This is a genomic window from Burkholderia sp. BCC1985, from assembly GCF_905339915.1.
Taxonomy (GTDB): domain Bacteria; phylum Pseudomonadota; class Gammaproteobacteria; order Burkholderiales; family Burkholderiaceae; genus Burkholderia.
The window spans coordinates 142,031-168,283 of record NZ_CAJPGY010000001.1 but is presented as its reverse complement, the minus strand read 5'-3'; the positions used below and the strand labels follow the sequence as shown (position 1 = coordinate 168,283).

Sequence of the window (26,253 nt, the reverse complement as noted above, 5' to 3'; positions counted from 1 at the left end):
GTGTCCGCAGCGGGAAAACCGGCGAACAGTCGTGCAGATGAACGGTATGGAAAACCCGCGGTGCACGGCATGGACGCGCCGCGACGCCGCGGCGCGGCGTGCTGCGCGGCAGCAACGGGCGGCGTCCCGTTCAAATGGATGGGGCTGTCGTGTACTCCGGCGGCGGCGCCCGCCAAAAATGCCGGTCGCTATAATCGGCCGGTCTGCGTTGCGCGCATCAGCGGCCCGATCGGGCAGGGGAGCGGAAGGTGAGGATCACGACGGATATCGGGCAGGATCTCGACGCGTTGCGCGACGTGCCGGCCGCGATCGTGCTCGACGAATCCACCTGGCCGCCGCTGCCGCCGCGCCGCGCCGATTTCGACGGCGTGACGCGCGGCGACGCGGCGCGGCGCGAACTCGGCCTGATGCTGCTCGATTTGTACGCGCTCGCCGCGCAGTCGGGCATCGGCGAATTCGAGTGCCGCTTCTTTTCGCTGCTGCAGGGGCTCATCCCGTTCGACGCCGCGTGGACCGGCGTCGCGACGCACGTGCCGACCGGCCCCGTGATGCACAACAGTTTCCTGTACCGTCTGCCGCATGCGTTCTTCAGCGACTGGAAACGCGTGCGCGACTGCGATCCGCTCGCGCAGCGCACGCTGCTCGGCGCGCACGGTCGCGCGGTGCGATTGTCGGTCGTCGAGCCCGGGTTCGACGCGCGGTTTCGCGACTGGTGCGTGAAGTACGGGCTGGCGCAACTGATGTGCGTGTGTACGCTCGACCGCCGCTTCGGGCTGACGACGTTCATGTCGATCTATCGCCAGGGCCTGAACCGTCCGTTCAGCGACGACGACGCGAGCCGCTTCGAGGAAGTGATCCCGCATCTGGCGGCCGCGCTGACGATCAATCGCGCGGCGCAACTCACGCGCGAGCGCGGCGACGCGGTGGCGCCGGCGGCGCGCGCGCTGTGCGACAACTTCGGCGTGCTGCATCACGCCGATCACGGCTTCGACGACGTGCTGCGCACCGAATGGCCGGCGTGGACGGGCCCGCGCGTACCGGAGCCGCTGGTCGCGCACGTGCGGCGCCAGTCGGGCCAGCCGTTCATCGGCGATGCGTTGCGCATCCAGTGCGTGCCCGTCGCGGGACTGTTCCAGATCGAGGCGCGGCCGCGCTCGCTGCTCGACCGGCTGAGTCCGCGCGAGCTGGCGGCGATCCGCTATTACGGTGCCGGCCGTTCGCACAAGGAGGTCGCGCAGCAAATGGCGATTTCGCCGACGACCGTGCGTCACTACCTGCGCTGCGCGTACCGCAAGCTCGGCATGCACGACAAGAGCCAGATCGCCGGCGTGCTCGGCGCGACGGGCGGCCCGACCGACGACGAGCCGGTGGAGGCGGGTGGCGCGGCGCGCTGAATCGCTCGTTCCGGCACAGGCATGCGGGTGCCGGCGCGAATGGTTGTATCCGCAACCATTGGGCGTTATGCTCGTCAGCTCCCGGTAGACGGATTTCCATCATGAACGACACGAATTCAGGGTCGGTGCGCGCGGCGGTGGTCGGTGTCGGCGCGATCGGCGGGTTGCTCGCGGCCGCGCTGTCGCGGGCCGGCATGACGGTGAGCGCATTCGCGCGCGGTGCGACGCTCGATGCACTGGACACGCACGGCGTGCGCGTGATCGACGAGGCGGGCGTCATGTCGTCGGTCCCGGTGCGCGCGAGAGACGACGCGGCCGCGCTCGGCGTGCAGGACTACGTGGTGATCGCGCTGAAGGCTCAGGCGCTGCCGGCGCTGGCCGCGCGCATCGCGCCGCTGGTCGGGCCCGGCACGGTGATCGTCGCCGCGATGAACGGGCTGCCGTGGTGGTTCACGCACGGGCTCGCGGGCCCGCTCGACGGCGTGCCGCTCGACGCGATCGACCCGGCGGGTGCAGTCTCGGCGGCGTTGCCGCCCGCACAGGCGATCGGCTGCGTCGTGCACCTGTCGTCGAGCACCGATGCGCCGGGGGTCGTGCGCCGCGGCCGCGGCAACCGCCTGATCGTCGGCTCGCCCGATCACCGGCTCGCCGCGCCGACCGCGCGGTTCGCGGCGGCGCTCGCCGCGGGCGGCTTCGACGTCGAGTCGACGCCGGCGATCCGCACCGAGATCTGGGCGAAGCTGTGGGGCAACATGAACATGAATCCGTTGAGCGCGCTGACGGGTTCGACGGCCGAGCAGCTGCTCGACGATCCGTTCACGCGGGATCTCGCGTTGCGGATGATGGAGGAGGCGGCCGCGATCGGCGCGCAGCTCGGCCTCGATGCGGGGATGAGCGGGCCGGAGCGGATTGCCGTGACGCGCAAGCTCGGCGCGTTCAAGACATCGATGCTGCAGGATTTCGAGGCCGGGCGGCCGCTGGAAATCGGGCCGATCCTCGGTGTGTTTCCGGAACTGGGGCGCAAGCTCGGCGTGCCGACGCCGTATTGCGACGCGGTGCTGGGGTTGCTGCGTCAGCGTGCGGCGAACAGCGGGCTGTAGCGGAGGGAGAGCGCGGCGGCGATGGCCGGCATGCAGGGAAGAATGACGAAACGGCGAGCGGTCGCCCGGGCCGCCGCCCACGCTTGCGCGACTCGGGTGGCCCGCGGGATTCATCCGAATAAATCCGGGTAAAGCGGCAGGCGCCTGAAACATGTGCGCGGCCGCAACGATTGCAGCCCATGCCGCACCTTCGCGATAGGGGCGGCGCCGACTACGCCCGCCAAGCGGTTCAGTCGTCGCGTTCGATCGCGTTCGCGACCACCTTGTCGAGCAGCCGCTCGAACGTCTGGCGCTCGCTGTCGGACAGGCACGCGAGCAAGCCTTCATTCCACTTGCGCACGATCGGCATGATCTTGCGATGCAGCGCTCGGCCGTCGGTGGTCAGCGCGATCAGCACGATCCGGCCATCCTCCTCGCTCGCGCTGCGCTCGAGCAGCCCCTGGCGCAGCAGCGCTTCCGCCGCGCGGCTCGCCTGGCTCTTGTCGAGATTGGTGTGGCGCGCGAGATCCATGATCGAAAACGGACCGAAGGCGCCGACGGCGGCGATCACGCGCGCCTCGGGCAGCGAGATGTCCAGCTTGTGCCGGTACACGTCGGCGATCCCGCGGTCGGATCGCTTCGCGAGCGCATGGAGGCGATAGGTCAGAAACTGGTCGAGCCCGGCTTGTCGGCCTTTCATGTCGAATCCTGAAGAAAAAGGGCGGGCCCGATTGTTCCTGTATCGCGCGCTCGGGTCAACGGTCAGTGTGCGCCGTACTTCAGCCGTGTCAACTGTTCCGCTTCGTTCGCGAGCAGGTTCGCCGCGTCGCGGATCGCGACGTCGAGCGTGATCGGGCCGGGCGCCGGCGAGAAGCAGCCGGAAAAGTGTTCGGACAGGCGCGGCAGCGCGGCCGGGTCGACCGCGCCCGACAGCAGCGACGCGGGCACGCCCGCGACCCGCGCATGGCGGCACGCGATGAACGGCGCCTTGCCGTGCAGCGTCTGCACGTCGGAGCGGCCTTCGCCGGTGATCAGCCAGTCGGCGCCGGCCAGTGCCGCATCGAGCCCGACCTGCCGCGCGACGACTTCCGCGCCGGCTTCGAACTGCGCGCCGAGCATGTGCAGCGCGAAGCCGAGGCCGCCCGCGGCGCCGGCACCGGCCAGGTCGCGGCAGCGCCGGTCGAGCGCGGTCTCGAGCAGGTCGGCGAAATGGCCGAGCGCGGCGTCGAGGGTCGCGACCTGCGCGGGCGTCACGCCCTTTTGCGGACCGAATACCGCGGTCGCGCCATGCGCGCCCGTCAGCGGGTTGTCGACGTCGGACATGCCGATGAATTCCGCGTCCTGCAGGCGCGGATCGAGCCCCGCCGCGTCGATCCGCGCGATGTCGGCGAGTCGTGCCGGGACGGGTTCGACCGGCTGGCCGGCCGCGTCGAAGCATTGCAGGCCGAGGCCCGCGAGCAACCCTGCGCCCGCGTCGTTGGTGCTGCTGCCGCCGAGCGCGACGAAGAAGCGGCGCACACCCTCGTCGAGCAGCGTGCGGATCGCTTCGCCCATGCCGCGCGTGCTGCGTGCGTCGACCGGCACGCTCATGCCGACCGCATCGGTAATGCCGACGATCTCGGCCGTCTCGACGATCGCGGTGCGCGCGTCGATCACGCCGACCGCCGCATCGCGTGCGGCGAGCGACGCGCCGGCCACCTGCAGCGTGCGCCGCGTGCCGCCGCCCGCCAGCATCGCGTCGAGCGTGCCTTCGCCGCCGTCGGCCATCGGGCAGCAGCGCACGACCGCGTCGGGCCGGGCGCGGCGGATGCCGGTGGCGATCGCGTCCGCGACCTGCTCGGCGGAAAGCGAGCCTTTGAACGAATCGGGCGCGATGACGACGACAGGCGCGGACGGGTGTTGCGGCATGGTGTCTCCGGAAGGCGTGATTGGTGTGAAGAATGGCGGCCGCGGCCGCGGCGCACCTTCAATCGGAGCTTACAGGATGGCGGGCCCGCGGTGGATACGGCGTTCGGCATAGCGGCGATCCGCGCGCATTGCCGCGCGCGGGAGCGGGCGGCAATGCGGGTGCGCACGGTTGTCGTGCCGATCTGGCGGTATGAGGAAGATTGTTTGCTAGAATAGTCGATTCTTCCGGCCAAAGCCGTGCTCCGAGCCGCTTGCGCTAGCCATCCGGCGCGTGCAGGGATGGCGTGGCGCTCCGGCGCGGCGTGTGCGTGAGACGCACCTCACGCCGCAGGCAGGCACGGCAAGGAAAACCCGATTCGCTCGAATAATTTTAGGATGATTGAAGCCATGGCTAACGTTGTTGAGAACCTCGGCAAGCTTGAACGCCGCGTGACGATTTCCCTGCCGAAGGACACCGTGCAGAAGGAAATCGACGCCCGTATCCAGAAACTCGCGAAGAACGTTCGCATGCCGGGTTTCCGCCCGGGCAAGGTGCCGCTGAAGATGGTCGCCCAGCAATACTCGGGTCAGGTCGAGGCGGAAGTGCTGAGCGACAAGATCGGCCAGGAATTCTTCACGATCAGCCGCGCGGAAAACCTGCGCGTCGCCGGCCAGCCGAGCTTCGAGCCGAAGCAGGAGCAGGCTGAAGATGCGTACGCGTTCGACGCGACGTTCGAGGTCTACCCGGAAGTGAAGATCGGCGATCTGGCGACGGCTGAAGTCGAGCGCTCGACGACGTCGATCGGCGACGCCGAAATCGACCGCACGCTGGACATCCTGCGCAAGCAGCGCGTGCACTACCACGCTCGCGGCGAAGCCGGCGAGCACGGCGACGGCGGTGAGGACACCGCAGCGAAGAACGGCGACCGCGTGACGGTCGACTTCGTCGGCAAGATCGACGACGTCGCGTTCCAGGGCGGCACGGCCGAAGACTTCCCGTTCGTGCTCGGCGAAGGCCGCATGCTGCCGGAATTCGAAACGGCGGCGCTCGGCCTGAAGGCCGGCGAACAGCGCACGTTCGAGCTGAAGTTCCCGGACGACTACCACGGCAAGGACGTGGCGGGCAAGACGGCGCAATTCACGGTCACGATGAAGAAGATCGAATGGCCGCACCTGCCGGAAATCGACGCCGAATTCGCGAAGTCGCTCGGCATCGAAGACGGCGACCTGACGAAGATGCGCGCCGAAATCAAGGAAAACCTCGAGCGCGAAGCGAAGCGTCGCACGCAAGCCATCGTCAAGAACCAGGTGATGGACGCGCTGCTGAAGATTTCCGAACTCGACGTGCCGAAGGCGCTGATCGAACAAGACCAGCAACGTCTCGTCGAAATGGCTCGCCAGGATCTGGCGCAGCGCGGCGTGCCGAACGCGAAGGACGCACCGATCCCGGCCGAGATGTTCGCCGAGCAGGCGGAGCGTCGCGTGAAGCTGGGCCTCGTGCTGGCGGAGCTCGTGAAGTCGAACGGCCTCGAAGCGAAGCCGGAACAGATCCGCGCGGAAGTCGACGAGTTCGCGAAGAGCTACGAAGACCCGAAGGAAGTGGTCCGCTGGTATTATTCGAACCAGCAGCGCCTCGCCGAGATGGAAGCGTTCGTCGTTGAAAGCAACGTCGTCGACTTCGTGCTGGGCAAGGCAAAGGTGACGGACAAGGAAGTGAGCTTCGAGGCACTCGCGAGCGCATCGGCGCAAGCGTAAGTGTTGCTCTAGCGGCGTGCCGGCTGTCGGAGCGACGGCCCGCACGCCGTTTTTACGTCAAGCGCACGGTTGCCATTAATATGGCGATTGAGCGGGCGGCTTCCCTCCGTTCAATTTTCCATTCGAACAAGGTTCATTGAATGATCACTCGCGCTGAATTGCTGGACATGCTTGCTTCGAACGCGCCGCAGGGTTTCGAGGCGCAAGCGCTGGGGCTGGTGCCGATCGTCGTCGAAACGAGCGGCCGCGGCGAGCGTTCGTACGATATCTATTCGCGTCTCCTGAAGGAGCGCCTGGTGTTCATGGTTGGCGAAGTGAACGACCAGACCGCCAACCTCGTGGTCGCGCAATTGCTGTTCCTCGAGAGCGAGAATCCCGACAAGGACATCAGCCTCTACATCAACAGCCCGGGCGGCTCGGTGTCGGCCGGCATGGCGATCTACGACACGATGCAGTTCATCAAGCCGGACGTGTCGACGCTGTGCATGGGTCTCGCGGCCAGCATGGGCGCGTTCCTGCTCGCGTCGGGCGCGAAGGGCAAGCGCTTCGCGCTGCCGAACTCGCGCGTGATGATTCACCAGCCGCTCGGCGGCGCACGCGGCCAGGCGTCCGACATCGAGATCCAGGCACGCGAGATCCTCTACCTGAAGGAACGGCTGAACAACCTGCTCGCGCAGCATACGGGCCAGGACGTGGAGCGCATCGCGCGCGACACCGACCGTGATAACTTCATGTCGAGCGAGGACGCGAAGGCATACGGGCTGATCGATCAGGTGCTGCTGAAGCGCCCGTGAGCTTAAGTGGGGTGCCGCCCCGATTTGCGCGGCGCCCCTGCAACGTCCCGAGTGCCCTGAGCATCTGCGGCAAGCGCATCCAGCCGACTCCGGTCGCGCCCTAGGCGCGGCGTTCGGAGCATTCGGCGTATCATGTCATCTACCTGTCCGGAGGCTCTACATTCATGGCGGACAAAAAAGGTTCGAACAGCGAGAAGCTGTTGTATTGCTCGTTTTGCGGGAAGAGCCAGCATGAGGTGAAGAAACTCATCGCGGGCCCGTCGGTATTCATCTGCGATGAGTGCATCGACCTCTGCAACGAGATCATTCGCGACGAGGCGGCTGCCGCCGGCGTCGAGGCCAGCCTGTCCCGGTCGGATCTGCCGAGCCCGCAGGAAATTCGCGACATCCTCGATCAGTACGTGATCGGCCAGGAGCGTGCGAAGAAAATCCTCGCGGTGGCCGTGTACAACCACTACAAGCGCCTGAAGCATCTCGACAAGAAGGACGACGTCGAGCTGTCGAAGAGCAACATCCTGCTGATCGGCCCGACGGGCTCCGGCAAGACGCTGCTCGCGCAGACGCTCGCGCGGTTGCTGAACGTGCCGTTCGTGATCGCCGATGCGACGACGCTGACCGAGGCCGGCTACGTCGGCGAGGACGTCGAGAACATCATCCAGAAGCTGTTGCAGAACTGCAACTACGAGGTCGACAAGGCCCAGCGCGGGATCGTCTACATCGACGAAATCGACAAGATCAGCCGCAAGTCGGACAACCCGTCGATCACGCGCGACGTGTCGGGCGAGGGCGTCCAGCAGGCGCTGCTGAAGCTCGTCGAGGGCACGATGGCGTCGGTGCCGCCGCAGGGCGGCCGCAAGCATCCGAACCAGGATTTCATCCAGGTCGATACGACCAACATCCTGTTCATCTGCGGCGGCGCGTTCGACGGCCTCGAGAAGGTGATCACCGATCGCACCGAGAAAACCGGCATCGGCTTCGGCGCGACGGTCAAGAGCAAGCAGGAACGCGACGCGGGCGAAGTGCTGCGCGAAACGGAACCGGAAGACCTGATCAAATTCGGTCTGATCCCCGAATTGATCGGCCGCCTGCCGGTGGTCGCGACGCTCGGCAAGCTCGATGAAGCCGCGCTGATGAAGATCCTGGTCGAGCCGAAGAACGCGCTCGTCAAGCAGTATCACAAGCTGTTCGCGATGGAGCGCGTCGAGCTGGAAATCCGGCCGGGCGCGCTGCAGGCAGTCGCCCGCAAGGCGATCCGCCGCAAGACCGGCGCGCGCGGCTTGCGTTCGATCATCGAACAGGCATTGCTCGACGTGATGTACGAGCTGCCGGCGATGAAAGGGGTCAGCAAGGTCATCATCGACGAGAACGTGATCGATGGCGACGGCAAACCCCTGCTGATCTATGAGGACACGCCGAAGGTGGCGGGTTCGAACTGACCGGCTTGCCGACGATGTTCTGCGAAAAAGGCCGTTCATGAGACCGTGGGCGGCTTTTTTTCGTTTATCTTGTGGGTAACTCTGACTCGACACGCGGTGGTTACTTTCTTACCGAATATTTCCCGCACTTGAAGGCTTGCAATTCGTTGTGGCGGCCTCAATTACCGAACAATTGATTCCACTCATGGGGAAATGAAATGTCAGGCACCCAACTTCTCCCGCCGGAACGCATCACGCTCCCGCTGCTGCCGCTGCGGGACGTCGTCGTTTTCCCGCACATGGTCATTCCGCTCTTCGTGGGCCGGCCGAAATCGATCAAGGCCCTCGAAGCAGCGATGGAAGGCGGCAAGCACATCATGCTCGTCGCCCAGAAAACCGCGGCCAAGGACGAACCGACCGAAAAGGACATGTACGAGGTCGGCTGTATCGCCAACATCCTGCAGATGCTGAAGCTGCCGGACGGCACCGTGAAGGTGCTCGTCGAGGGCCTGCAGCGCGCGAAGGCGTTGTCGATCGAAGAACAGGAGACGCAGTTCTCCTGCGAAGTGATGCCGCTCGAGCCCGATCACGCCGACAGCGCTGAAACGGAAGCGCTGCGCCGCGCGATCGTGTCGCAGTTCGACCAGTACGTGAAGCTGAACAAGAAGATCCCGCCGGAGATTCTCACGTCGCTGTCGGGCATCGACGAAGCCGGCCGTCTCGCGGACATGATCGCCGAGCGTCTGCCGCTGAAGCTCGACCAGAAGCAGCACATCCTCGAGATGTTCCCGGTCATCGAGCGCCTCGAGCACCTGCTCGCGCAGCTCGAAGCCGAGATCGACATCCTGCAGGTCGAAAAGCGCATCCGCGGGCGCGTGAAGCGCCAGATGGAAAAGAGCCAGCGCGAGTACTACCTGAACGAACAGGTCAAGGCGATCCAGAAGGAACTGGGCGAAGGCGAAGAGGGCGCGGATCTCGAGGAACTCGAGAAGCGCATCAACGCCGCGCGCATGCCGAAGGAAGCGAAGAAGAAGGCCGACGCCGAGCTCAAGAAGCTGAAGCTGATGTCGCCGATGTCGGCGGAAGCGACCGTCGTGCGCAACTACATCGACACGCTGATCGGCCTGCCGTGGCGCAAGAAGAGCAAGGTCAACAACGATCTGTCGAACGCCGAGCAGGTGCTCGACGAGGATCACTTCGGCCTCGAGAAGGTGAAGGAACGCATTCTCGAGTACCTCGCGGTGCAACAGCGCGTGGACAAGGTCAAGGCGCCGATCCTGTGCCTCGTCGGGCCTCCGGGCGTCGGCAAGACCTCGCTCGGCCAGTCGATCGCTCGCGCGACGAACCGCAAGTTCGTCCGGATGGCGCTCGGCGGCGTGCGTGACGAAGCCGAGATCCGCGGTCACCGCCGCACGTACATCGGCTCGATGCCGGGCAAGATCCTGCAAAGCCTCGCGAAGGTCGGCGTGCGCAATCCGCTCTTCCTGCTCGACGAAGTCGACAAGATGGGCATGGATTTCCGCGGCGATCCGTCGTCGGCGCTGCTCGAAGTGCTCGATCCGGAACAGAACCACACGTTCGCCGACCACTACATCGAGGTCGACTTCGACCTGTCGGACGTGATGTTCGTCGCGACGTCGAACTCGCTGAACATCCCGCCGCCGCTGCTCGACCGGATGGAAGTGATTCGTCTGTCGGGCTATACGGAAGACGAGAAGGTCAGCATCGCGCAGCGTTACCTGCTGCCGAAGCAGAAGAAGAACAACGGTCTGAAGGACGGCGAGATCGAGGTCACCGAGCAGGCGATCCGCGACATCATCCGCTACTACACGCGCGAAGCCGGTGTGCGTTCGCTCGAGCGGGAAGTGTCGAAGATCTGCCGCAAGGTCGTGAAGATGCTGCTGCTGAAGAAGGCATCGGGCGCGATCAAGGTCGACGGCGAGAACCTCGATACGTTCCTCGGCGTGCGCAAGTACGACTTCGGCCTCGCGGCGAAGGAAAACCAGGTCGGTCAGGTGACGGGCCTCGCGTGGACGGAAGTCGGCGGCGACCTGCTGACGATCGAAGCCGCGGTGATGCCGGGCAAGGGCAACGTGATTCGCACGGGTTCGCTCGGCGACGTGATGAAGGAGTCGGTCGAGGCCGCACGTTCGGTCGTGCGCTCGCGTTCGCGGCGTCTGGGCATCAAGGACGAAGCGTTCGAGAAGCAGGACATCCACATCCACGTGCCGGAAGGCGCGACGCCGAAGGACGGTCCGTCCGCCGGCGGTGCGATGACGACCGCGCTGGTGTCGGTGCTGACGGGCATTCCCGTGCGTGCCGATGTCGCGATGACGGGCGAGATCACGCTGCGTGGCGAAGTGCTGCCGATCGGCGGGCTGAAGGAAAAGCTGCTGGCTGCGCATCGCGGCGGCATCAAGCTCGTGCTGATCCCGGAAGAGAACGTGAAGGATCTCGCGGACATTCCGGACAACGTGAAGAACGCGATCGAGATCGTGCCGGTCCGCTGGATCGACAAGGTGCTCGAGCTCGCGCTCGAACGTACGCCGACCCCGCTGCCGCCGGAAGAAGAGGCGAAGGCTGCGGCACCGGTCGGCGAGGCGGCGAAGGATGCCGGCTCGACGGAAGTCGTGAAGCACTGAGAACCTGAACGCCGTCGCTGACGGTGGTTCGCGAAACCCGCGGCGAGTCCGCGGGTTTTTTTATGCGCGTCGGGATCGTGTGTAGCGTCGTGCGTTAAAAATTTTTGCGCATGGGCTTGGCAAAATGATCGGGGATGAATTAAACTTGCGGGCTCGCTGGTTGTTGATGCCGAAACGCAGATCGCAGCCAGAACGAATCGGAAACGGGTGCTTAGCTCAGCTGGTAGAGCGGCGCCCTTACAAGGCGTAGGTCGGGGGTTCGAACCCCTCAGCACCCACCAGTTTCACGATTCAGCCAGACCAAGGAGCGGTAGTTCAGTCGGTTAGAATACCGGCCTGTCACGCCGGGGGTCGCGGGTTCGAGTCCCGTCCGCTCCGCCAGAAAATGAAGAAGCCCGCCTCGTGCGGGCTTTTTCATTTGCGTCGTTGATCGCGCCCGCTCGCGGGCGCGTGACTGCGGAGTGGAGGAAGCCGCCTGCGCGGCTTCCGGCGGGACGCGAAGGGCTGCGCGTGCACGCGCAGCCGCGGCCTGCAGGATGTAGGCGAGTCCCGTCCGCTCCGCCAGAAAATGAAGAAGCCCGCCTCGTGCGGGCTTTTTCATTTGCATCGTCGCTCACGCCCGCGCGTTGCGCACCTGCTTTTCTCCCGTGCCACCCCGTATGTTGTAATATCGGACGTTTTGTCCAATTTTCCCGTCACGCATGCTCGATTTCTTCCGTAATCACCAGCGCCTGATGATGGCGCTCCTGCTCCTGATCGTGTTGCCGGGGCTGGGTTTCGTCGGGATCCAAGGTTTCCGCGGCTTCTTCGACGACAGCGCGAACGTCGCGGCGATCAACGGGCACAAGATCACGCGGGTCGAATTCGACGGCGCGTTCCGTCAGCAGGTCGACCAGGCGCGCCAGGCGCTCGGCGGGCAGTTCGACATCAAGGCGTTCGACACGCCCGAACATCGCAAGCAAGTACTCGACGGCCTGATCCAGCAACGCGTGCTGGCCGACGAGACGCAACGCCTGCACCTGACCGCATCCGACAACGCCGTGCGCGATGCGCTGATGAGCGACCCGATGATCGCGTCGCTGAAGAAGCCCGACGGTTCGATCGACGTCGAACGCTATGCGCAACTGCTGTCGTTCCAGGGGATGACGCCCGAGCAGTATCAGGAGCGCGTGCGCTACAGCCTCGCGCTGCAGCAGATTCCGGCGAGCATCATCGCGAGCGCGTTCACGCCGAAGGGCCCGGCGCAACGCCTGTCGGAGCTGGCCGCGCAGCAGCGCGAAGTGCAGGCGCTGGTGCTGAAGACGAGCGACTACGCGGCGAAGGTGCAGCCGACCGACGCACAGCTCGCCGCGTACTACGACGCGCACAAGCAAAGCTTCGCGACGCCGGAAACCGCGACGATCCAGTATCTCGTCTATTCGCCGGCCGCCGCTGCCGCGAGCGCGCAGCCGACCGAGGCGGACATCAAGAAGTTCTATGACGACAACCCGACGCACTTCCGCTCGGAAGCGCAGGTGCGCGTGAGCCACATTTTCATCGCCGCGGCGAGCAGCGCGAGCGCGGCCGACAAGGCAGCCGCGAAGGCGAAGGCCGAGCAGTTGCTGGCGGACGTGAAGGCGCATCCGGACCAGTTCGCGCCGATCGCGCAGAAGAGCTCGCAGGATGCGCCGTCGGCAGCGAAGGGCGGCGATCTCGGCTTCATCACGCGCGGCTCGACGGCGGGCGGCAAGGCGTTCGACGATGCGGCGTTCGCGCTGAAGCAGGGCGACGTGAGCGGTGTCGTGCAATCGGATCTCGGCTTCCACATCCTGAAGGCGACGGAAGTGAAGCCGTCGGTGGTCAAGCCGTTCGCGGACGTGAAGGACCAGATCGCAATCGACCTGAAGCAGCAGTACGCAGCGAAGGCATTCACGGACAACGCGGAAGGCTTCACGTCGACCGTGTATGAAAAGGCGAAGACGCTGCAGCCGGCCGCCGACAAGTACAAGCTGACGATCCAGACGGCCACCGTCACGCCGACGCCGAATCCGCAATTGCCGCCGACGAGCCCGCTGAACAATCCGAAGTTCCTCGCTGCCGTGTTCGCGAACGATTCGGTGAAGAGCCAGAACAACACGCAGGCGATCGACGTGGGCAACAACACGCTGATCTCGGCGCGCGTGACCGACTACAAGCCGGCTGCCGTGCCCGCGCTCGACGCGATCAAGGACGTCGTGCGTCAGAAGGTCGTTGCCGAGCAGGCTGCGGAACTCGCGAAGAAGGACGGGGCGGCGAAGCTGGCCGAGCTGCAGAAGTCGAAGTCGGCCGACGGCTTCGCGGCCGCGCAGAAGGTGTCGCGCACGCAGTCGCAGGGCCTGACGCCGGCCGCGCTGAGCGCCGTCTACAAGGTCGATGCGAAGACGCTGCCGGCGTATGTCGGTGTCGACCTCGGTGCGGACGGCTATGCGATCTATCGCGTGAACACGGTGATCGTGGGTACGGCCGTCGATCCGCAGCAGCTCGCGGCCGCGCAGCAGCAGATGGCGCAGGTCGAAGCGCAAAGCGAAGGCGAAGCATATCTCGCCGCGCTGCGCGACCGCTCGAAGGTGAAGGTGTACGGCACCACGCAGAGCCAGTCGCAGGACGGCGGCAACTAAGCCACGACCCGGCGCCAACCAAGCGAAGCGCCGTTCACGGTTTCGCATGCAGCAACAGAAAGCCCCGCTTCGAGCGGGGCTTTTTGCTTTCCGGTGGTGGCGAGTCGCGAGGTCAGCCGCGCGGCTTGCCGAGCAGCGGTTTCAACGCCGGCCAGACGTTGTCGAGCAGGATGCCCTGCGCCTGCTGCGCGGGATGCATCTGGTCCGGCTGGAACATCTCGGGCTTGTTCTCGATGCCGGCCAGCAGGAACGGCACGAGCGGTACGCCGAGTTCCTTCGACAGGCGCGTATAGACCGCATGGAACTTCTGCGTGTAGTCGGGCCCGTAGTTGGGCGGCACGTACATGCCGACCAGCACGACCTTCGCGCGCGCCTGCCGCGCATCGGCGATGATGTCGCGCAGGTTCTGCTCGGTCGTCGCGAGCGGCACGCCGCGCAGCGCATCGTTCGAGCCGAGCTCGACGACCACGATCGACGGTTTGAGCCGTTGCAGCACCGCGGGCAGTCGTGCGCGGCCGCCGCTCGTGGTGTCGCCGCTGACGCTTGCATTCGCGACGCTATAATCGATTCGCTCGGTCGCAAGCCGCTGCCGCAGCAGCGCAACCCAGCCGGTGTCGCGCGGCAGCCCGTATTCGGCCGACAGGCTGTCGCCGAGCACGACGAGCGCGGGCTGGCCCGAGGTCGGGGCCGCCGCCGTCGCGGCGCGTGCGGGCATGGTTGTTGCGGCCAGGGTCCCCAGCAGTGCGGCGAGTGCCGCGCGCCTTTTCCAGCGGAATGTCGTGTCCATGTTCAAGATTACCGATCCGATCATCGAAGTCCATGACGTGTGCAAGCGGGTTGCCGATGCAACGGGCGAGCTGACGATCCTCGACGGCATCACGCTCGCCGTGCGGCCCGGCAGCAGCCTCGCGATCGTCGGCGCATCGGGGTCGGGCAAATCGACGCTGCTCGGCCTGCTTGCCGGGTTGGACAGCGCGACGAGCGGCACGGTTCGCCTGCTCGGCCGCGCGCTCGACCAGCTCGACGAGGACGAGCGTGCCGCGCTGCGCAACGGCGCGGTCGGGTTCGTGTTCCAGTCGTTCCAGTTGATGCCGCACCTGACGGCGCTCGAGAACGTGATGCTGCCGCTCGAACTGCAGGGCGGCATCAGTGCGCGCGACGCGGCCGATCGTGCCCGCGCGCTGCTCGTGCAGGTCGGTCTCGGCGAGCGTACCGCGCATTATCCGAAACTGCTGTCGGGCGGCGAGCAGCAGCGCGTCGCGCTCGCGCGCGCGTTCGTCACGCATCCGGCGATCCTGTTCGCCGACGAACCGACCGGCAGCCTCGATGCGGCCACGGGCCACGCGGTCATCGACCTGATGTTCGAGCTGAATCGCACGCACGGTGCGACGCTCGTGCTCGTCACGCACGATCCCGAGCTCGCGCGGCGCTGCGCGACGATGGTTACCATCGACGCCGGACGCATCGTCGCACCGCACGCGGCATAGCGCGGGACTGAATTCTTGCCGGCCGCACAGAGCGGATCGCCCGGTGCGGCCGGCATGCGTGCGACGCCGTCGCGTCAGCGCTCGAGCGCTGCCCGCGCGCGTTCGATCAGCGCGGTCGTCGACGAATCGTGCTTCGCGGGATCGACCGACTCGGCCGACAGGTCGGCTTCGACGACCTTGCCGAGAATCTTGCCGAGCTCCACGCCCCACTGGTCGAACGGATTGATGTCCCACACCGTCGCCTGCACCAGCACCTTGTGCTCGTAGAGCGCGATCAGCGCGCCGAGCGTGCGCGGCGTCAGCGCGTCCACCAGCAGCGTCGTCGTCGGACGGTTGCCGGGGAACGTCAGGTGCGGCGCGAGCGCTTCCTTGCCGGGGCCGGCGACCTGGCGCGCTTCGTCGAGCGTGCGGCCGAGCATCAGTGCTTCGCTTTGCGCGAAGCAGTTCGCGAGCAGCTTCGGATGATGGCTCGCGAGCGGATGCTCGGGCGTCAGCACCGCGATGAAGTCGATCGGCACGATCGTCGGGCCCTGGTGCAGCATCTGGAAAAACGCGTGCTGGCCGTTGGTGCCCGGCTCGCCCCACGTGACGGCCGACGTCGGGTAATCGACGAACGTGCCGTCGAGACGCGCGGACTTGCCGTTGCTTTCCATCTCGAGCTGCTGGAGATACGACGGCAGGTAGTGCAGCGCTTCCGAATACGGCGCGACGAGGTAGCTCTGCGAGCCGAAGAAGTTGCGATACCAGATGCCGATCAGGCCGAGCAGCACCGGCAGGTTGCGCTCGAGCGGCGCTTCACGGAAATGGCGATCCATGTCGTTCGCGCCGGCGAGCAGTTCGTCGAACTGCTCGGGCCCGACCGCGATCATGATCGACAGGCCGACCGCCGACCACAGCGAATAGCGGCCACCGACCCAGTCCCACATTTCGAACACGTTGTCCGCGGCGATGCCGAACTTCACGACTTCGGCCGGGTTCGCCGACACGCCGACGAAGTGCTTCGCGAGCGCGTCCTCGGGGCAGCCGCGCGCGACGAACCAGTCGCGCAGCGAGCGTGCGTTCGTCATCGTCTCGAGCGTCGTGAAGGTCTTCGACACGATGATCGCGAGCGTTTCTTCCGGGTCGACCTGTTCGAGCACGCGCGCGAGATCGGCGCCGTCGACGTTCGACACGAAGTGCGTCGAGATGTCGGGCGTCGCGACATGGTGCAGCGCGTGCACGACCATCTTCGGCCCGAGATCCGAGCCGCCGATGCCGATGTTGATCACGTGGCGGATGCGCTTGCCGGTATAGCCGGTCCACGCGCCGCTGCGCACGGCGCGCGCGAAGGTCGCCATCTTCGCGCGCTCGGCGCTGACCTGCGCATGGAACGGCGCGTGCGGGTCCGTCGCGCGCAGCGCGGTGTGCAATGCGGCGCGGCCTTCGGTCGGGTTGACGATCTCGCCGGCGAACATCGCGTCGCGGCGCGCTTCGACGCCCGCTTCGCGGGCCAGCTGCACGAGCAGGCGCAGCGTGTCGTCGTTGATGCGGTTCTTCGAGAAGTCGGCCGCAAGGCCGCCGCCCGGGACCGTGAAGCGTTCGGCGCGGGTCGGCGCGCGGTCGTTTTCCGGCGCGAACCAGTCGCGCAGCCGTGCATGGCGGATTTGTTCGAAGTGGGATTGAAGGGCAGTCCAGGCGGGGAGCGAATTCAGCGTCATGGCGGTTCGAGTGAAGCGTGAATCGGGAGGAATGCCGCGCCGGCGCCTCGGGATCGGAAGGCCGGCGGACGAGCGGGCCCGCCGTGCGGCGGGGGCACTCAGTATAGCGGCGTTACATGTCGGCGCGCGGCGACGGGTAAAAAAGGCGATTGATCAGCGTGCGCACCATCGGCGCGAGTTCGCCCGCGGTGAGGCCGGCCGGCCCGGTGCCGTGCGCGGTCAGCGTATCGGCCGCGAGGCCGTGCAGGTAGACGCCCGCGAGTGCGGCCTCGTACGGCGCGACGCGCTGCGCGAGCAACGCGCCGATCAGGCCGCCGAGCACGTCGCCGGTGCCGCCGGTGGCGAGCGCCGCATTGCCGGTCGGGTTGATCGTCAGGCGGCCGTCGGGCGCGGCGATCACCGTGCCCGAACCCTTCAGGACGACGACGCTCGCGTAGCGCGTGGCGAGCGCCTGGGCCGCGGCCAGTCGATCGTGCTGTACCGACGCCGTGTCGCTGCCGAGTAGCCGCGCTGCCTCGAGCGGATGCGGCGTCAGCACGCACGCATTGCCGCGCGTGCCGCGGGCGGCCACGGCGGCCGCGAGGTCGGCGTGCGTCGCGACGAGGTTCAGCGCGTCGGCGTCGAGCAGCGTCACGGCATCGTGCGCGAGCACGTCGCGCACGAGGGTGGCTGCGGCCTCGCGCGTGCCGAGGCCGCAGCCTGCTGCGATCGCGGACATCGCGTCGAGGTCGAGGCCGTCCGCGGGATGCAGCATCAGTTCGGGAAACGGCGGGTCGTACGGCGGCGCGCCGGCGCCGAGAAAACCGACATGCACCTTGCCGGCGCCCGCGAACAGCGCGGCGCGCGCGGCGAGGATCGGCGCGCCGCACATGCCCGTGTCGCCGCCGAGCACCGCGAGGCTGCCGAACGTGCCCTTGTGCGACGCGAACGCGCGGGCGGGCAATGCGGCGGCGAATCGTGCCGGTGCATTCAGCACGATGGCCGGCGCGGCGGGTGGGGCGACGTCGAGCGACGCGATGTCGATCTGGCCGGCGAGGTCGCGGCCGTCACCGGTGTAAAGGCCCGGTTTCGCGCCGATGAAGGTGAGCGTGTGGGTCGCGGCGACCGCGACGCCCGCGCCGACGATCCGGCCCGTGTCGCTGTCCAGTCCGCTCGGCGCGTCGAGCGCGAGCACGCGGCCGCCGCTTCGGGCATGCGCGGCGATGCGCGCGGCCTGGGTGGCGAACGGACCGTCGAGCGCGCGACCGAGGCCGATGCCGAACAGTCCGTCGACGACCCAGGCGTAATCGTCGAGCGAGGCGGGCGGTTCGGTCGACAGCGGCACGCCGGCCGCGCGCGCGAGGCCGAGCGCCCATTGCGCATCGTCCGGCTTGACCGGTACGGGCATCCAGGCCTGCGTCGCGACACCGAGCTGCTGCAGCTGCGCGGCGGCCACCAGCGCGTCGCCGCCGTTGTTGCCGGGGCCGACCGCGAACCAGACCGGGCGGTCGTCGCCGGCGACCCGTTCGGACAGCCAGCGCGCGGCGGCGGCGCCCGCGCGGCCCATCAGCGTGTGCGGCGGCAGTTCGGCGGTCGCGGCGGCCTCGGCCGCGCGCAGGTCGGCGACGCGCAGCAGCGCGAGCGGGACGGAATCGGGAAGCGGGCGGGTATTCGTCATCGCGGGGTCATGGCGGCGGGAGGAAGCGCCCCGGGACGGGCCCGCGGCGGTCAGGTCGTGAAGCGCGCGGCGCTGAGCGCGGCGAGCGTGTCGGCGGGCCACTGCTGCGTGTCGCCGGCCAGACAGTCCGTCACCACTTTAGCAGACCCGCACGCGAGGCCCCAACCGGCCGGGCCGTGACCGAAATTGGCGAACACGCGCGGATGCGGGGTCGGACCGACGACCGGCAGGCCGTCCGGCGACAGCAGTTGCGTGCCTTGCCACGACAGCGCGGCGGAAATCTTCGCGGCGCCCGGCACCCAGTCGTGGACGGCCTGGCCGAGCAGCGCGAGCGCGGCTTCGGACAGTGGCTCGGGGAGCGGCTTCGCGGTGTCGGCGAGACTTTGCAGCACGGCGCCGCCGCCGATGCGCAGCCGCTGGTGGGTGCGCGTGATCGAGATCCGCTTGATCGAATCGACGACGCTCAGGTGCGGCGCATGTTCTTCGTACGCGACCGGCGCGGTCAGCGTATGCGCGCGGACCGGGTGCAGCGGCAGCCGCCAGCCGAGCCGCTCCAGCAGCGGCAGGCTGCCGGCGCCGGCAGCGACCACGATCGCGTCGGCCGCCATCACGTCGACCTCGTGCGCCTTCTTCGCGTGCCGTCCGCGGGCCGGTGCGAGCTCGATCGCGGCGCGGCCGGTGTCGACGCGGATCGCCGCGACGTCCGCGCCGAAGCGGAACTGCACGCCGTGCTCGTCGAGCGTCTGCTTGACCAGTTTCGCGAACAGCGGGCAGTTTCCGGTGCGCTCGCTCTCGAGCAGCACGCCGCCGGCGAAGCCGGGCTCGGCCGGCACCGACGGCTCGAGCGCCGCGCATTCGTCGGCGGTGAGCACGCGGTACGGCTGGTCGAGCGCGCGCAGCAGGTCGAGCGCCGGCTGCAGCGCTTCCCAGTCGCGCGGGTCGCGCACGACGTGCAGGATCCCGGCTTTCTGCTCGAATTCGAGCTGGAAGCGCGCCTCGATGTCGGCGAGCGACTCGCGCGACGCGTCGATCAGCGGGCGCAGCCGTGCATACTGCGCGGTGAATGCATCGGGTTCGCGCAGCGCGGCGAGCTGCTTGACGAAGCGGCGCACGCCGCCGTTGAAGCCCGGCTTGTAGACGATGCCGGTGTCGCGCGGCTGGCGCTGGCGCATGAAGGTCGGGCCGAACCAGACGTCGAGCGGGCTCGGCAGCAGCGTGCCGCCGTCGCCGTAGGTCGCGCCCTGCGCGACGGTCGCGTGGCGTTCGACCACGCACACGCGATGGCCGGCCGCGCGCAGCTGGTAGGCGGTGGCGACGCCGCTGATTCCGCCGCCGATGACGATGACATCCATGGATTGCTTCGATGACGGGCGGCGCGCACGCCGCCCGGTGAGAATTCGCTGACGGGCCCCCGGCCCGGTGAACCGGGAATGATAGCGCCAAAATCGCGCGAACCGGTGCCACGCAACCCCATCCGATTCCGCCGTCTTGCCGTCACAGGCCACCGCGGCCGCGCACGCTGGCCCGGCGGCCGGCCGGGCGCGGCGGATGCCGGTGCACCGTTGCGGTGCGTGATGGGTGCCGATCAGGGTGCCGATCAGCCGGTCTGGGATGACCGACTTCCGGGTATAATTACGGCCTTCCTTTCGCCCCACGTCGCCACCTCGCGCGACTCATCGACGTCAGTCCAGCCCATGGCTCACTTCTCGTGTTTTCCCGGCGCTTCGGCCCTCTCCGATTTCCGTCAAACCCGTCTGCTCGACACGCTCAGGCAAATCGACGCCAACATCGTCGCGGTACGCGGCCAGTTCCTGCACTTCGTCAATGCGGCCGAGCCGCTGTCGGCCGACGACAGCGCGCGCATCGACGCGCTGATGCACTACGGCGCGCCGTTCGAGCCGGCGGCCGAGAAGGGCACGACCGAGACCTTCGTCGTGCTGCCGCGCTTCGGCACCGTTTCGCCGTGGGCGAGCAAGGCGACCGACATCGCGCAGCACTGCGGCCTCACGCAGGTGCGCCGCATCGAGCGCGGCGTCGAATTCACGGTCACGCTGAAGTCGGGCCTGCTCGGCGGCAAGAAGGCGCTGTCCGACGACGCGCGCGCCGCGGTGGCAGCCGCGCTGCATGACCGGATGACCGAAAGCGTGGTCGCCGCGCGCGACGACGCGAAGCACCTGTTCGACGAGCTGCCGGCCAAGCCGCTCGCGACCGTCGACGTGCTGGGCGTCGGCCGTGCCGCGCTCGAGCGCGCGAACGTCGAGCTGGGCCTCGCGCTCGCCGACGACGAGATCGACTACCTGGTCGACGCGTTCCGCAAGCTCGAACGCAACCCGACCGACGTCGAGCTGATGATGTTCGCGCAGGCGAACAGCGAGCACTGCCGTCACAAGATCTTCAACGCGAACTGGACGATCGACGGCGAAGCGCAGGACATGTCGCTGTTCGCGATGATCCGCAACACCGAGAAGCTGAGCCCGCAAGGCACGATCGTCGCGTATTCGGACAACTCGTCGATCATGGTCGGCGCCGAAGCCGAGCGCTGGTTCCCGCGCAACGCGGGCGCGGCCGGCGAGCCGGGCGAGCGCTACGGGCGCCACACCGAGCTCACACACACGCTGATGAAGGTCGAGACGCACAACCACCCGACGGCGATCTCGCCGTTCCCGGGCGCGGCGACCGGCGCGGGCGGCGAGATCCGCGACGAAGGCGCGACGGGCCGCGGTGCGCGTCCGAAGGCCGGCCTCACGGGCTTCACGGTGTCGAACCTCGACCTGCCGGACGCACGCCAGTCGTGGGAGAACGCACGCGACGCGGCGCAGCCGGTCGCCGAGCGCAACCCGAACGAGCAGCACGGCCCGTATGGCCGTCCGGACCGCATCGCGTCGCCGCTGCAGATCATGATCGACGGCCCGCTCGGCGGCGCCGCGTTCAACAACGAATTCGGCCGGCCGAACCTCGGCGGCTATTTCCGCGTGTACGAGCAGAACGTCGGCGGGAAGGTGCACGGCTATCACAAGCCGATCATGATCGCGGGCGGCCTCGGCAACATCGCGGATCAGCACACGCACAAGCACGACGTGCCGGCCGGCTCGCTGCTGATCCAGATCGGCGGCCCCGGCATGCGGATCGGCATGGGCGGCGGCGCGGCGAGCTCGATGGCGACCGGCGCGAACACGGCCGAACTCGACTTCGACTCGGTGCAGCGCGGCAACCCGGAAATCGAGCGGCGCGCGCAGGAAGTGATCAACGGCTGCTGGCAGCTCGGCGCGGAAAACCCGATCCTGAGCATCCACGACGTCGGCGCGGGCGGCCTGTCGAACGCGTTCCCCGAGATCGTCGACGGCGCGGGCAAGGGCGCACGCTTCGAACTGCGCAAGGTCGCGCTCGAGGAATCGGGCCTGTCGCCGCGCGAAATCTGGTCGAACGAGGCGCAGGAGCGCTACGTGCTGGCGATCGCGCCGGCTGATCTGCCGCGCTTCGAGGCGATCTGCGCACGCGAGCGCTGCCCGTTCGCGGTGGTCGGTATCGCGACCGACGAACGCCAGCTGAAGCTCGTCGACGACGAAGCGAAGGGCACCGAAGAATACCCGGTCGACATGCCGATGGAAGTGCTGCTCGGCAAGCCGCCGCGCATGCATCGCGACGTCACGCGTGTCGCGACCGAGCGCGCGCCGGTCGACGTGACGGGCGTCGCGCTGTCGGAAATCGCGGTCGACGTGCTGAAGCACCCGACGGTCGGCAGCAAGTCGTTCCTGATCACGATCGGCGACCGTTCGGTCGGCGGCACGTCGGTGCGCGACCAGATGGTCGGCCCGTGGCAGGTGCCGGTGGCCGACTGCGCGGTGACCGCGCTCGACTACGCGGGCTTCAAGGGCGAGGCGATGACGATGGCCGAGCGCACGCCGCTCGCGGTGATCGACGCGCCGGCGTCGGGCCGCATGGCGGTCGGCGAGGCGATCACGAACATCGCGAGCGCGCCGATCGCGTCGCTCGACAAGCTGAAGCTGTCGGCGAACTGGATGGCCGCGTGCGGCACGGCCGGCGAGGACGCCGCGCTGTTCGACACGGTCAAGGCGATCGGCATGGAGCTGTGCCCGGCGCTCGGGATCGGCATCCCGGTCGGCAAGGACTCGTTGTCGATGAAGACGAAGTGGGACGAGCAGGGCGTCGCGAAGGAAGTCGTGTCGCCGGTGTCGCTGATCATCTCCGCGTTCGCGCCGGTCGAAGACGTGCGCCGTCACCTGACGCCGCAACTGCGCCGCATCGCCGACGCAGGCGACAGCGTGCTGATCGCGATCGATCTCGGCCGCGGCAAGAACCGCATGGGCGGCAGCATCTTCGCGCAGGTCACGCAGCAGGTCGGTGACACGACGCCGGACGTCGACGATCCGGAAGACCTGAAGCGCTTCTTCAACGCGATCCAGTCGCTCAACGCGCAAGGCAAGCTGCTCGCGTACCACGACCGCTCGGACGGCGGCCTGTGGGCGACGGTGTGCGAAATGGCGTTCGCGGGTCACGCGGGCGTGTCGCTGAACGTCGACATGCTGACGCTCGACCCGAATCACGAATCCGACTACGGCGACGCGAAGGACTGGGCGAAGCAGACGAGCGGCCGTCGCGAGGATCGCACGCTGCGCGCGCTGTTCTCGGAAGAACTCGGTGCCGTCGTGCAGGTGCGCGCGGCCGATCGCGACGCGGTGCTCGGTGCGCTGCGCGAGTTCGGCCTGTCGGCGTGCTCGCACGTGATCGGCACGGTCAACGATCGCGACGTGATCGAGGTGTACCGCGACGCGAAGAAGGTGTTCGACGCGCCGCGCGCGGAACTCCATCGCGCATGGGGCGAAGTGAGCTGGCGCATCGCGCGCCTGCGCGACAACCCCGCCTGCGCGGACGCCGAATACGACGCGCTGCTCGATGCGGCCGACCCGGGCATCTCGCCGGTGCTCACGTTCGATCCGGCCGACGACATCGCAGCACCGTTCATCGCGACGGGCGCGCGCCCGCGCGTCGCGATCCTGCGCGAGCAGGGCGTGAACTCGCACCTCGAAACGGCATACGCATTCGACCGTGCGGGCTTCGATGCGCACGACGTGCACATGAGCGACCTGCTGGCCGGCCGCGCGACGCTCGCCGATTTCGCGGGCGCGGTGGCATGCGGCGGCTTCTCGTACGGCGACGTGCTGGGCGCGGGCGAAGGCTGGGCGAAGACGATCCGCTTCAACGCGAATCTCGCCGACATGTTCTCGGCCTTCTTCGCGCGCCCCGACACGTTCGCGCTCGGCATCTGCAACGGCTGCCAGATGCTGTCGAGCCTCGCGTCGATGATCCCGGGCGCCGAAGCGTGGCCGAAGTTCACGCGCAACAAGTCCGAGCAGTTCGAGGCGCGCTTCTCGTTCGTCGAAGTGGAGAAGTCGCCGTCGATCTTCTTCGCGGGGATGGAAGGCTCGCGGATTCCGGTGGCGGTCGCGCACGGCGAAGGCTATGCGGACTTCTCGCAGCAAGGCGACATCGACCGCGTCGCGGTCGCGATGCGCTACGTCGACCACCGCGGCGAAGCGACCGAGCGTTATCCGTTCAACCCGAACGGGTCGCCGGCCGGCATCACGTCGGTCACGACGGCCGACGGCCGCTTCTCGGTGCTGATGCCGCACATGGAGCGCGTGCACCGCACGGTCACGATGAGCTGGCATCCGGAAGGCTGGGGCGAAGCAAGCCCGTGGATGCGCGTGTTCCGCAACGCACGCCGCTGGATCGGCTGATGTTCGATCCGCACGCGCCGGTCGAGATCGTCACGCTGCGCGATGAGCGCGCGAGCGACGTCGAGGCGATCGGTCGCGTGATCGTGGCCGCGTTCGCGGACGCGCCGCAGCACGGCGCGTTCGAGCGGCGGATCGTCGACGCGTTGCGCGCGGATGGCGCGCTCGGCGTGTCGCTCGTCGCGGAGCGCGACGAGCGCGTGATCGGCCATGTCGCGTTCTCGCCGGTCTCGATCGGCGGCGAGCCGGCAGGCAGCCAGCAGTGGTACGGGCTCGCGCCGCTCGCGGTACTGCCCGAATGCCGGCGCCAGAGCATCGGCGCGGGGCTCGTGCGTGCGGGGCTCGACGCGTTGCGCCGGCTCGGCGCGCGCGGCTGCGTCGTGCTCGGTGATCCCGGGTACTACGCGCGTTTCGGTTTCGTGCCGTCCGGCGATCTCGTGTTCGCGGATGCGCCGCCCGAGCACTTCCTCGCCTTGGCATTCGACGACGCCGCGCCGCGGCCATCGGGCGACGTCCGCTATCACGACGTGTTCCATCCGGTGTAACGGTTCGGTGCGCCGGCCGTGTGCGATCTCGCCGGACTCGACCGAATGAACTGAAAAGCCGCTTCGACGCGGCTTTTTCTTTGCGTAGCGCCGTTTTCGTCATCCATTTTTCCTGTCCCGCCCGCCGACCGGCGCAATCGCGCCGGCCAATCGCGTTTCAGTGATCCGGCACACGCAGCGGATCGTCCGCCCTTGCTACGGTGTCCGCGTCAACGGGAGTCATCGAAATGAATTCGGACAGCTACAGCGGCCGTGCAGGCGAGGCGCGCGCGCAACTGCACTCGATCCAGATCCTGCGGGCCGTTGCGGCGCTGCTGGTGGCGTTCTGGCATTTCGCCGCCGCGATGCCGCTCTATCACCCTGCGCCCGCATGGATCAACACGCGCAATTTCGCGGCGATCGGCAATGCGGGCGTCGACCTGTTCTTCGTGATCAGCGGCTTCATCATCTTGCATACGCATCGCCGCGATGCGGCCGGGTGGGCCGCGGCCGGCCGGTTCCTGAAGCGGCGGGTGCTGCGGATCTATCCGCTGTACTGGATGTGGACCACCGTGCTCGTGGCGATGTGGAGCGCGCATCTCGTGCTGAAGAGTCATCACGCGACGCTCCATTACCTGATCTGCTCGTACCTGTTGTGGCCGGCGGCGAATCCGGACGGTATCTGGCGGCCGTTTCTGGAGCAGGGCTGGACGCTCGGCTACGAGATCTACTTCTATTTCGCATTCGCCGTTGCGATCGCGCTCGGCTTGCGCCGCCTGCTGCTGCCGTTTCTCGCGTCCGCCTTCCTGACGGTCGGCGTGGCCTGCCACCTGCTCGGTGCGCCGACGTCGGTCACGATGCTGACCGGCGCGCAACTGATCGGCGAATTCCTGCTCGGCATCGTCGCGGCGATGGTGTATGCAGCCGTGCGCGATCGCTGGACGCCCGCCGCGATGCTGGCCGTCGGCCGGATGCTGGTCGTCGCGGGTGTGCTCGGGCTGCTCGGCGCGGCACTGGCCGGCGCGGACGGTGTGGGCAATCCGCCGATGGCGCTGTTCGTCGGTCATGCGCCGCGTGCGCTCGTCTACGGCGGTCCGGCGTTCCTGCTGGTGCTGGGCGCGGTGCTGATCGACCACGTGCGACCGGTCGCGGACAGCGCGCTGGTGTTGCTGGGCAACGCGTCGTATTCGATCTACCTGACGCACAACTTCGTCGTGGCGGCCGTCGCGACGGCGCTCAAGCACGGCGCGGGGCAGCAGGTCGGTGCGGACTGGATCGTCGCTGGCGGTCTCGCGCTCGTCGCCGTGGTTGGAGCAGGTGCGTATCGGCTGATCGAACAGCCGGTACTCGGCGTGCTCGCGAGGACGTTCGCAACCGACCGGGCGCGTGCGCGATCGGCAGCGCCGGCGAAGGCGTAGCGCGATGTGCATGCGCTGGCGCTGACGTCGGGATCGGCGCGAGTGCGAGTGCCGGCACGGGCCGGCACTCGCGACACGAGCGACGATGGCGACGCGTTGGTTGCGCGTCGGC

At 67.8% G+C, this 26,253-nt stretch carries 17 protein-coding genes and 2 tRNA genes; 13 read left to right on the top strand and 6 right to left on the bottom strand.

Translation table 11 applies throughout. From position 1 onward, the window contains the following. Positions 1-248: 248 nt before the first annotated feature. Together U4Z31_RS00765 and U4Z31_RS00760 are read left to right on the top strand one after the other, a co-directional pair. On the top strand, positions 249-1,394 hold the full coding sequence (locus U4Z31_RS00765; RefSeq protein ID WP_321809197.1) for a helix-turn-helix transcriptional regulator: 1,146 nt from the start codon (positions 249-251) through the stop codon (positions 1,392-1,394). Between the two features lie 101 nt (positions 1,395-1,495). Further along, complete coding sequence (locus tag U4Z31_RS00760; RefSeq protein WP_321809196.1) at positions 1,496-2,494, top strand: 2-dehydropantoate 2-reductase; 999 nt, start codon at positions 1,496-1,498, stop codon at positions 2,492-2,494. A 229-nt stretch (positions 2,495-2,723) separates the two neighbouring features. Here the strand turns inward: U4Z31_RS00760 and U4Z31_RS00755 are convergent, their stop codons facing one another. Both U4Z31_RS00755 and U4Z31_RS00750 read right to left on the bottom strand, forming a co-directional pair. Beyond that, positions 2,724-3,173 (bottom strand): MarR family winged helix-turn-helix transcriptional regulator, encoded by a 450-nt coding sequence (locus tag U4Z31_RS00755; RefSeq protein ID WP_044843678.1) that lies wholly within the window; start codon positions 3,171-3,173, stop codon positions 2,724-2,726. A 62-nt stretch (positions 3,174-3,235) separates the two neighbouring features. Continuing rightward, a complete protein-coding gene (locus tag U4Z31_RS00750; RefSeq protein ID WP_124570165.1) occupies positions 3,236-4,381 on the bottom strand; it encodes a glycerate kinase in 1,146 nt (381 codons plus the stop codon). Positions 4,382-4,768: 387 nt separating this feature from the next. On the opposite strand from U4Z31_RS00750, the gene tig reads away from it, so the two are divergent. The 7 genes from tig (at position 4,769) to U4Z31_RS00715 (ending at position 13,602) form a co-directional block, all read left to right on the top strand. Further along, the gene (gene tig, locus U4Z31_RS00745; protein WP_044843676.1) at positions 4,769-6,115 is read left to right on the top strand and encodes a trigger factor; all 1,347 of its coding nucleotides are present in this window, start codon (positions 4,769-4,771) and stop codon (positions 6,113-6,115) included. Positions 6,116-6,255: 140 nt separating this feature from the next. Next, positions 6,256-6,909, top strand: coding sequence for an ATP-dependent Clp endopeptidase proteolytic subunit ClpP (gene clpP / locus U4Z31_RS00740; protein WP_006496351.1), 654 nt, complete (start codon positions 6,256-6,258; stop codon positions 6,907-6,909). A gap of 164 nt (positions 6,910-7,073) precedes the next feature. Further along, positions 7,074-8,345, top strand: coding sequence for an ATP-dependent Clp protease ATP-binding subunit ClpX (gene clpX, locus U4Z31_RS00735; protein WP_006754177.1), 1,272 nt, complete (start codon positions 7,074-7,076; stop codon positions 8,343-8,345). A gap of 197 nt (positions 8,346-8,542) precedes the next feature. Further along, the gene (lon, locus tag U4Z31_RS00730; RefSeq protein WP_044843675.1) at positions 8,543-10,966 is read left to right on the top strand and encodes an endopeptidase La; all 2,424 of its coding nucleotides are present in this window, start codon (positions 8,543-8,545) and stop codon (positions 10,964-10,966) included. A gap of 205 nt (positions 10,967-11,171) precedes the next feature. Beyond that, positions 11,172-11,247, top strand: a tRNA-Val gene (locus tag U4Z31_RS00725). Positions 11,248-11,270: 23 nt separating this feature from the next. Further along, positions 11,271-11,347 (top strand) — tRNA-Asp (locus U4Z31_RS00720). A gap of 320 nt (positions 11,348-11,667) precedes the next feature. Continuing rightward, complete coding sequence (locus U4Z31_RS00715) at positions 11,668-13,602, top strand: SurA N-terminal domain-containing protein (protein ID WP_321809195.1); 1,935 nt, start codon at positions 11,668-11,670, stop codon at positions 13,600-13,602. Positions 13,603-13,714: 112 nt separating this feature from the next. On the opposite strand, the gene U4Z31_RS00710 is transcribed toward U4Z31_RS00715, so the two are convergent. After that, positions 13,715-14,389 (bottom strand): arylesterase, encoded by a 675-nt coding sequence (locus U4Z31_RS00710; RefSeq protein WP_321800873.1) that lies wholly within the window; start codon positions 14,387-14,389, stop codon positions 13,715-13,717. Here U4Z31_RS00710 and U4Z31_RS00705 point away from each other — a divergent pair. Further along, positions 14,388-15,089, top strand: coding sequence for an ABC transporter ATP-binding protein (locus U4Z31_RS00705; RefSeq protein WP_044843672.1), 702 nt, complete (start codon positions 14,388-14,390; stop codon positions 15,087-15,089). The two genes, U4Z31_RS00710 and U4Z31_RS00705, sit on opposite strands and share 2 nt — an antisense overlap. Before the next feature lie 74 nt (positions 15,090-15,163). Here the strand turns inward: U4Z31_RS00705 and pgi are convergent, their stop codons facing one another. From pgi to U4Z31_RS00690, 3 genes are all read right to left on the bottom strand, one after another. Beyond that, on the bottom strand, positions 15,164-16,786 hold the full coding sequence (gene pgi, locus U4Z31_RS00700) for a glucose-6-phosphate isomerase (protein ID WP_321809194.1): 1,623 nt from the start codon (positions 16,784-16,786) through the stop codon (positions 15,164-15,166). A gap of 112 nt (positions 16,787-16,898) precedes the next feature. After that, positions 16,899-18,443: an NAD(P)H-hydrate dehydratase gene (locus tag U4Z31_RS00695; RefSeq protein WP_321809193.1), complete on the bottom strand. Its 1,545-nt coding sequence runs from the start codon at positions 18,441-18,443 to the stop codon at positions 16,899-16,901. Between the two features lie 50 nt (positions 18,444-18,493). Next, complete coding sequence (locus tag U4Z31_RS00690; protein ID WP_321809192.1) at positions 18,494-19,795, bottom strand: FAD-dependent oxidoreductase; 1,302 nt, start codon at positions 19,793-19,795, stop codon at positions 18,494-18,496. Between the two features lie 342 nt (positions 19,796-20,137). Here U4Z31_RS00690 and purL point away from each other — a divergent pair, with 342 nt between their 5' ends. The 3 genes from purL (at position 20,138) to U4Z31_RS00675 (ending at position 26,141) form a co-directional block, all read left to right on the top strand. Then, a complete protein-coding gene (gene purL / locus U4Z31_RS00685) occupies positions 20,138-24,202 on the top strand; it encodes a phosphoribosylformylglycinamidine synthase (RefSeq protein ID WP_321809191.1) in 4,065 nt (1,354 codons plus the stop codon). Continuing rightward, complete coding sequence (locus U4Z31_RS00680) at positions 24,202-24,744, top strand: GNAT family N-acetyltransferase (RefSeq protein ID WP_044843780.1); 543 nt, start codon at positions 24,202-24,204, stop codon at positions 24,742-24,744. Before purL ends, U4Z31_RS00680 begins: the two co-directional genes overlap by 1 nt. Positions 24,745-24,971: 227 nt before the next feature. Continuing rightward, positions 24,972-26,141 carry an acyltransferase gene (locus U4Z31_RS00675; RefSeq protein WP_321809190.1) on the top strand — a complete coding sequence of 390 codons (1,170 nt, stop codon included), beginning with the start codon at positions 24,972-24,974 and terminating at the stop codon, positions 26,139-26,141. The last annotated feature ends 112 nt before the right edge of the window (positions 26,142-26,253 follow it).

Excerpts from the sequence above, each read along its gene's own strand:
- U4Z31_RS00760 (WP_321809196.1), top strand. The coding sequence starts at position 1,496 with ATGAACGACACGAATTCAGGGTCGGTGCGCGCGGCGGTGGTCGGTGTC.
- U4Z31_RS00755 (WP_044843678.1), bottom strand. The coding sequence starts at position 3,173 with ATGAAAGGCCGACAAGCCGGGCTCGACCAGTTTCTGACCTATCGCCTC.
- U4Z31_RS00750 (WP_124570165.1), bottom strand. The coding sequence starts at position 4,381 with ATGCCGCAACACCCGTCCGCGCCTGTCGTCGTCATCGCGCCCGATTCG.
- tig (WP_044843676.1), top strand. The coding sequence starts at position 4,769 with ATGGCTAACGTTGTTGAGAACCTCGGCAAGCTTGAACGCCGCGTGACG.
- clpP (WP_006496351.1), top strand. The coding sequence starts at position 6,256 with ATGATCACTCGCGCTGAATTGCTGGACATGCTTGCTTCGAACGCGCCG.
- clpX (WP_006754177.1), top strand. The coding sequence starts at position 7,074 with ATGGCGGACAAAAAAGGTTCGAACAGCGAGAAGCTGTTGTATTGCTCG.
- lon (WP_044843675.1), top strand. The coding sequence starts at position 8,543 with ATGTCAGGCACCCAACTTCTCCCGCCGGAACGCATCACGCTCCCGCTG.
- U4Z31_RS00715 (WP_321809195.1), top strand. The coding sequence starts at position 11,668 with ATGCTCGATTTCTTCCGTAATCACCAGCGCCTGATGATGGCGCTCCTG.
- U4Z31_RS00705 (WP_044843672.1), top strand. The coding sequence starts at position 14,388 with ATGTTCAAGATTACCGATCCGATCATCGAAGTCCATGACGTGTGCAAG.
- U4Z31_RS00710 (WP_321800873.1), bottom strand. The coding sequence starts at position 14,389 with ATGGACACGACATTCCGCTGGAAAAGGCGCGCGGCACTCGCCGCACTG.
- pgi (WP_321809194.1), bottom strand. The coding sequence starts at position 16,786 with ATGACGCTGAATTCGCTCCCCGCCTGGACTGCCCTTCAATCCCACTTC.
- U4Z31_RS00695 (WP_321809193.1), bottom strand. The coding sequence starts at position 18,443 with ATGACGAATACCCGCCCGCTTCCCGATTCCGTCCCGCTCGCGCTGCTG.
- U4Z31_RS00690 (WP_321809192.1), bottom strand. The coding sequence starts at position 19,795 with ATGGATGTCATCGTCATCGGCGGCGGAATCAGCGGCGTCGCCACCGCC.
- purL (WP_321809191.1), top strand. The coding sequence starts at position 20,138 with ATGGCTCACTTCTCGTGTTTTCCCGGCGCTTCGGCCCTCTCCGATTTC.
- U4Z31_RS00680 (WP_044843780.1), top strand. The coding sequence starts at position 24,202 with ATGTTCGATCCGCACGCGCCGGTCGAGATCGTCACGCTGCGCGATGAG.
- U4Z31_RS00675 (WP_321809190.1), top strand. The coding sequence starts at position 24,972 with ATGAATTCGGACAGCTACAGCGGCCGTGCAGGCGAGGCGCGCGCGCAA.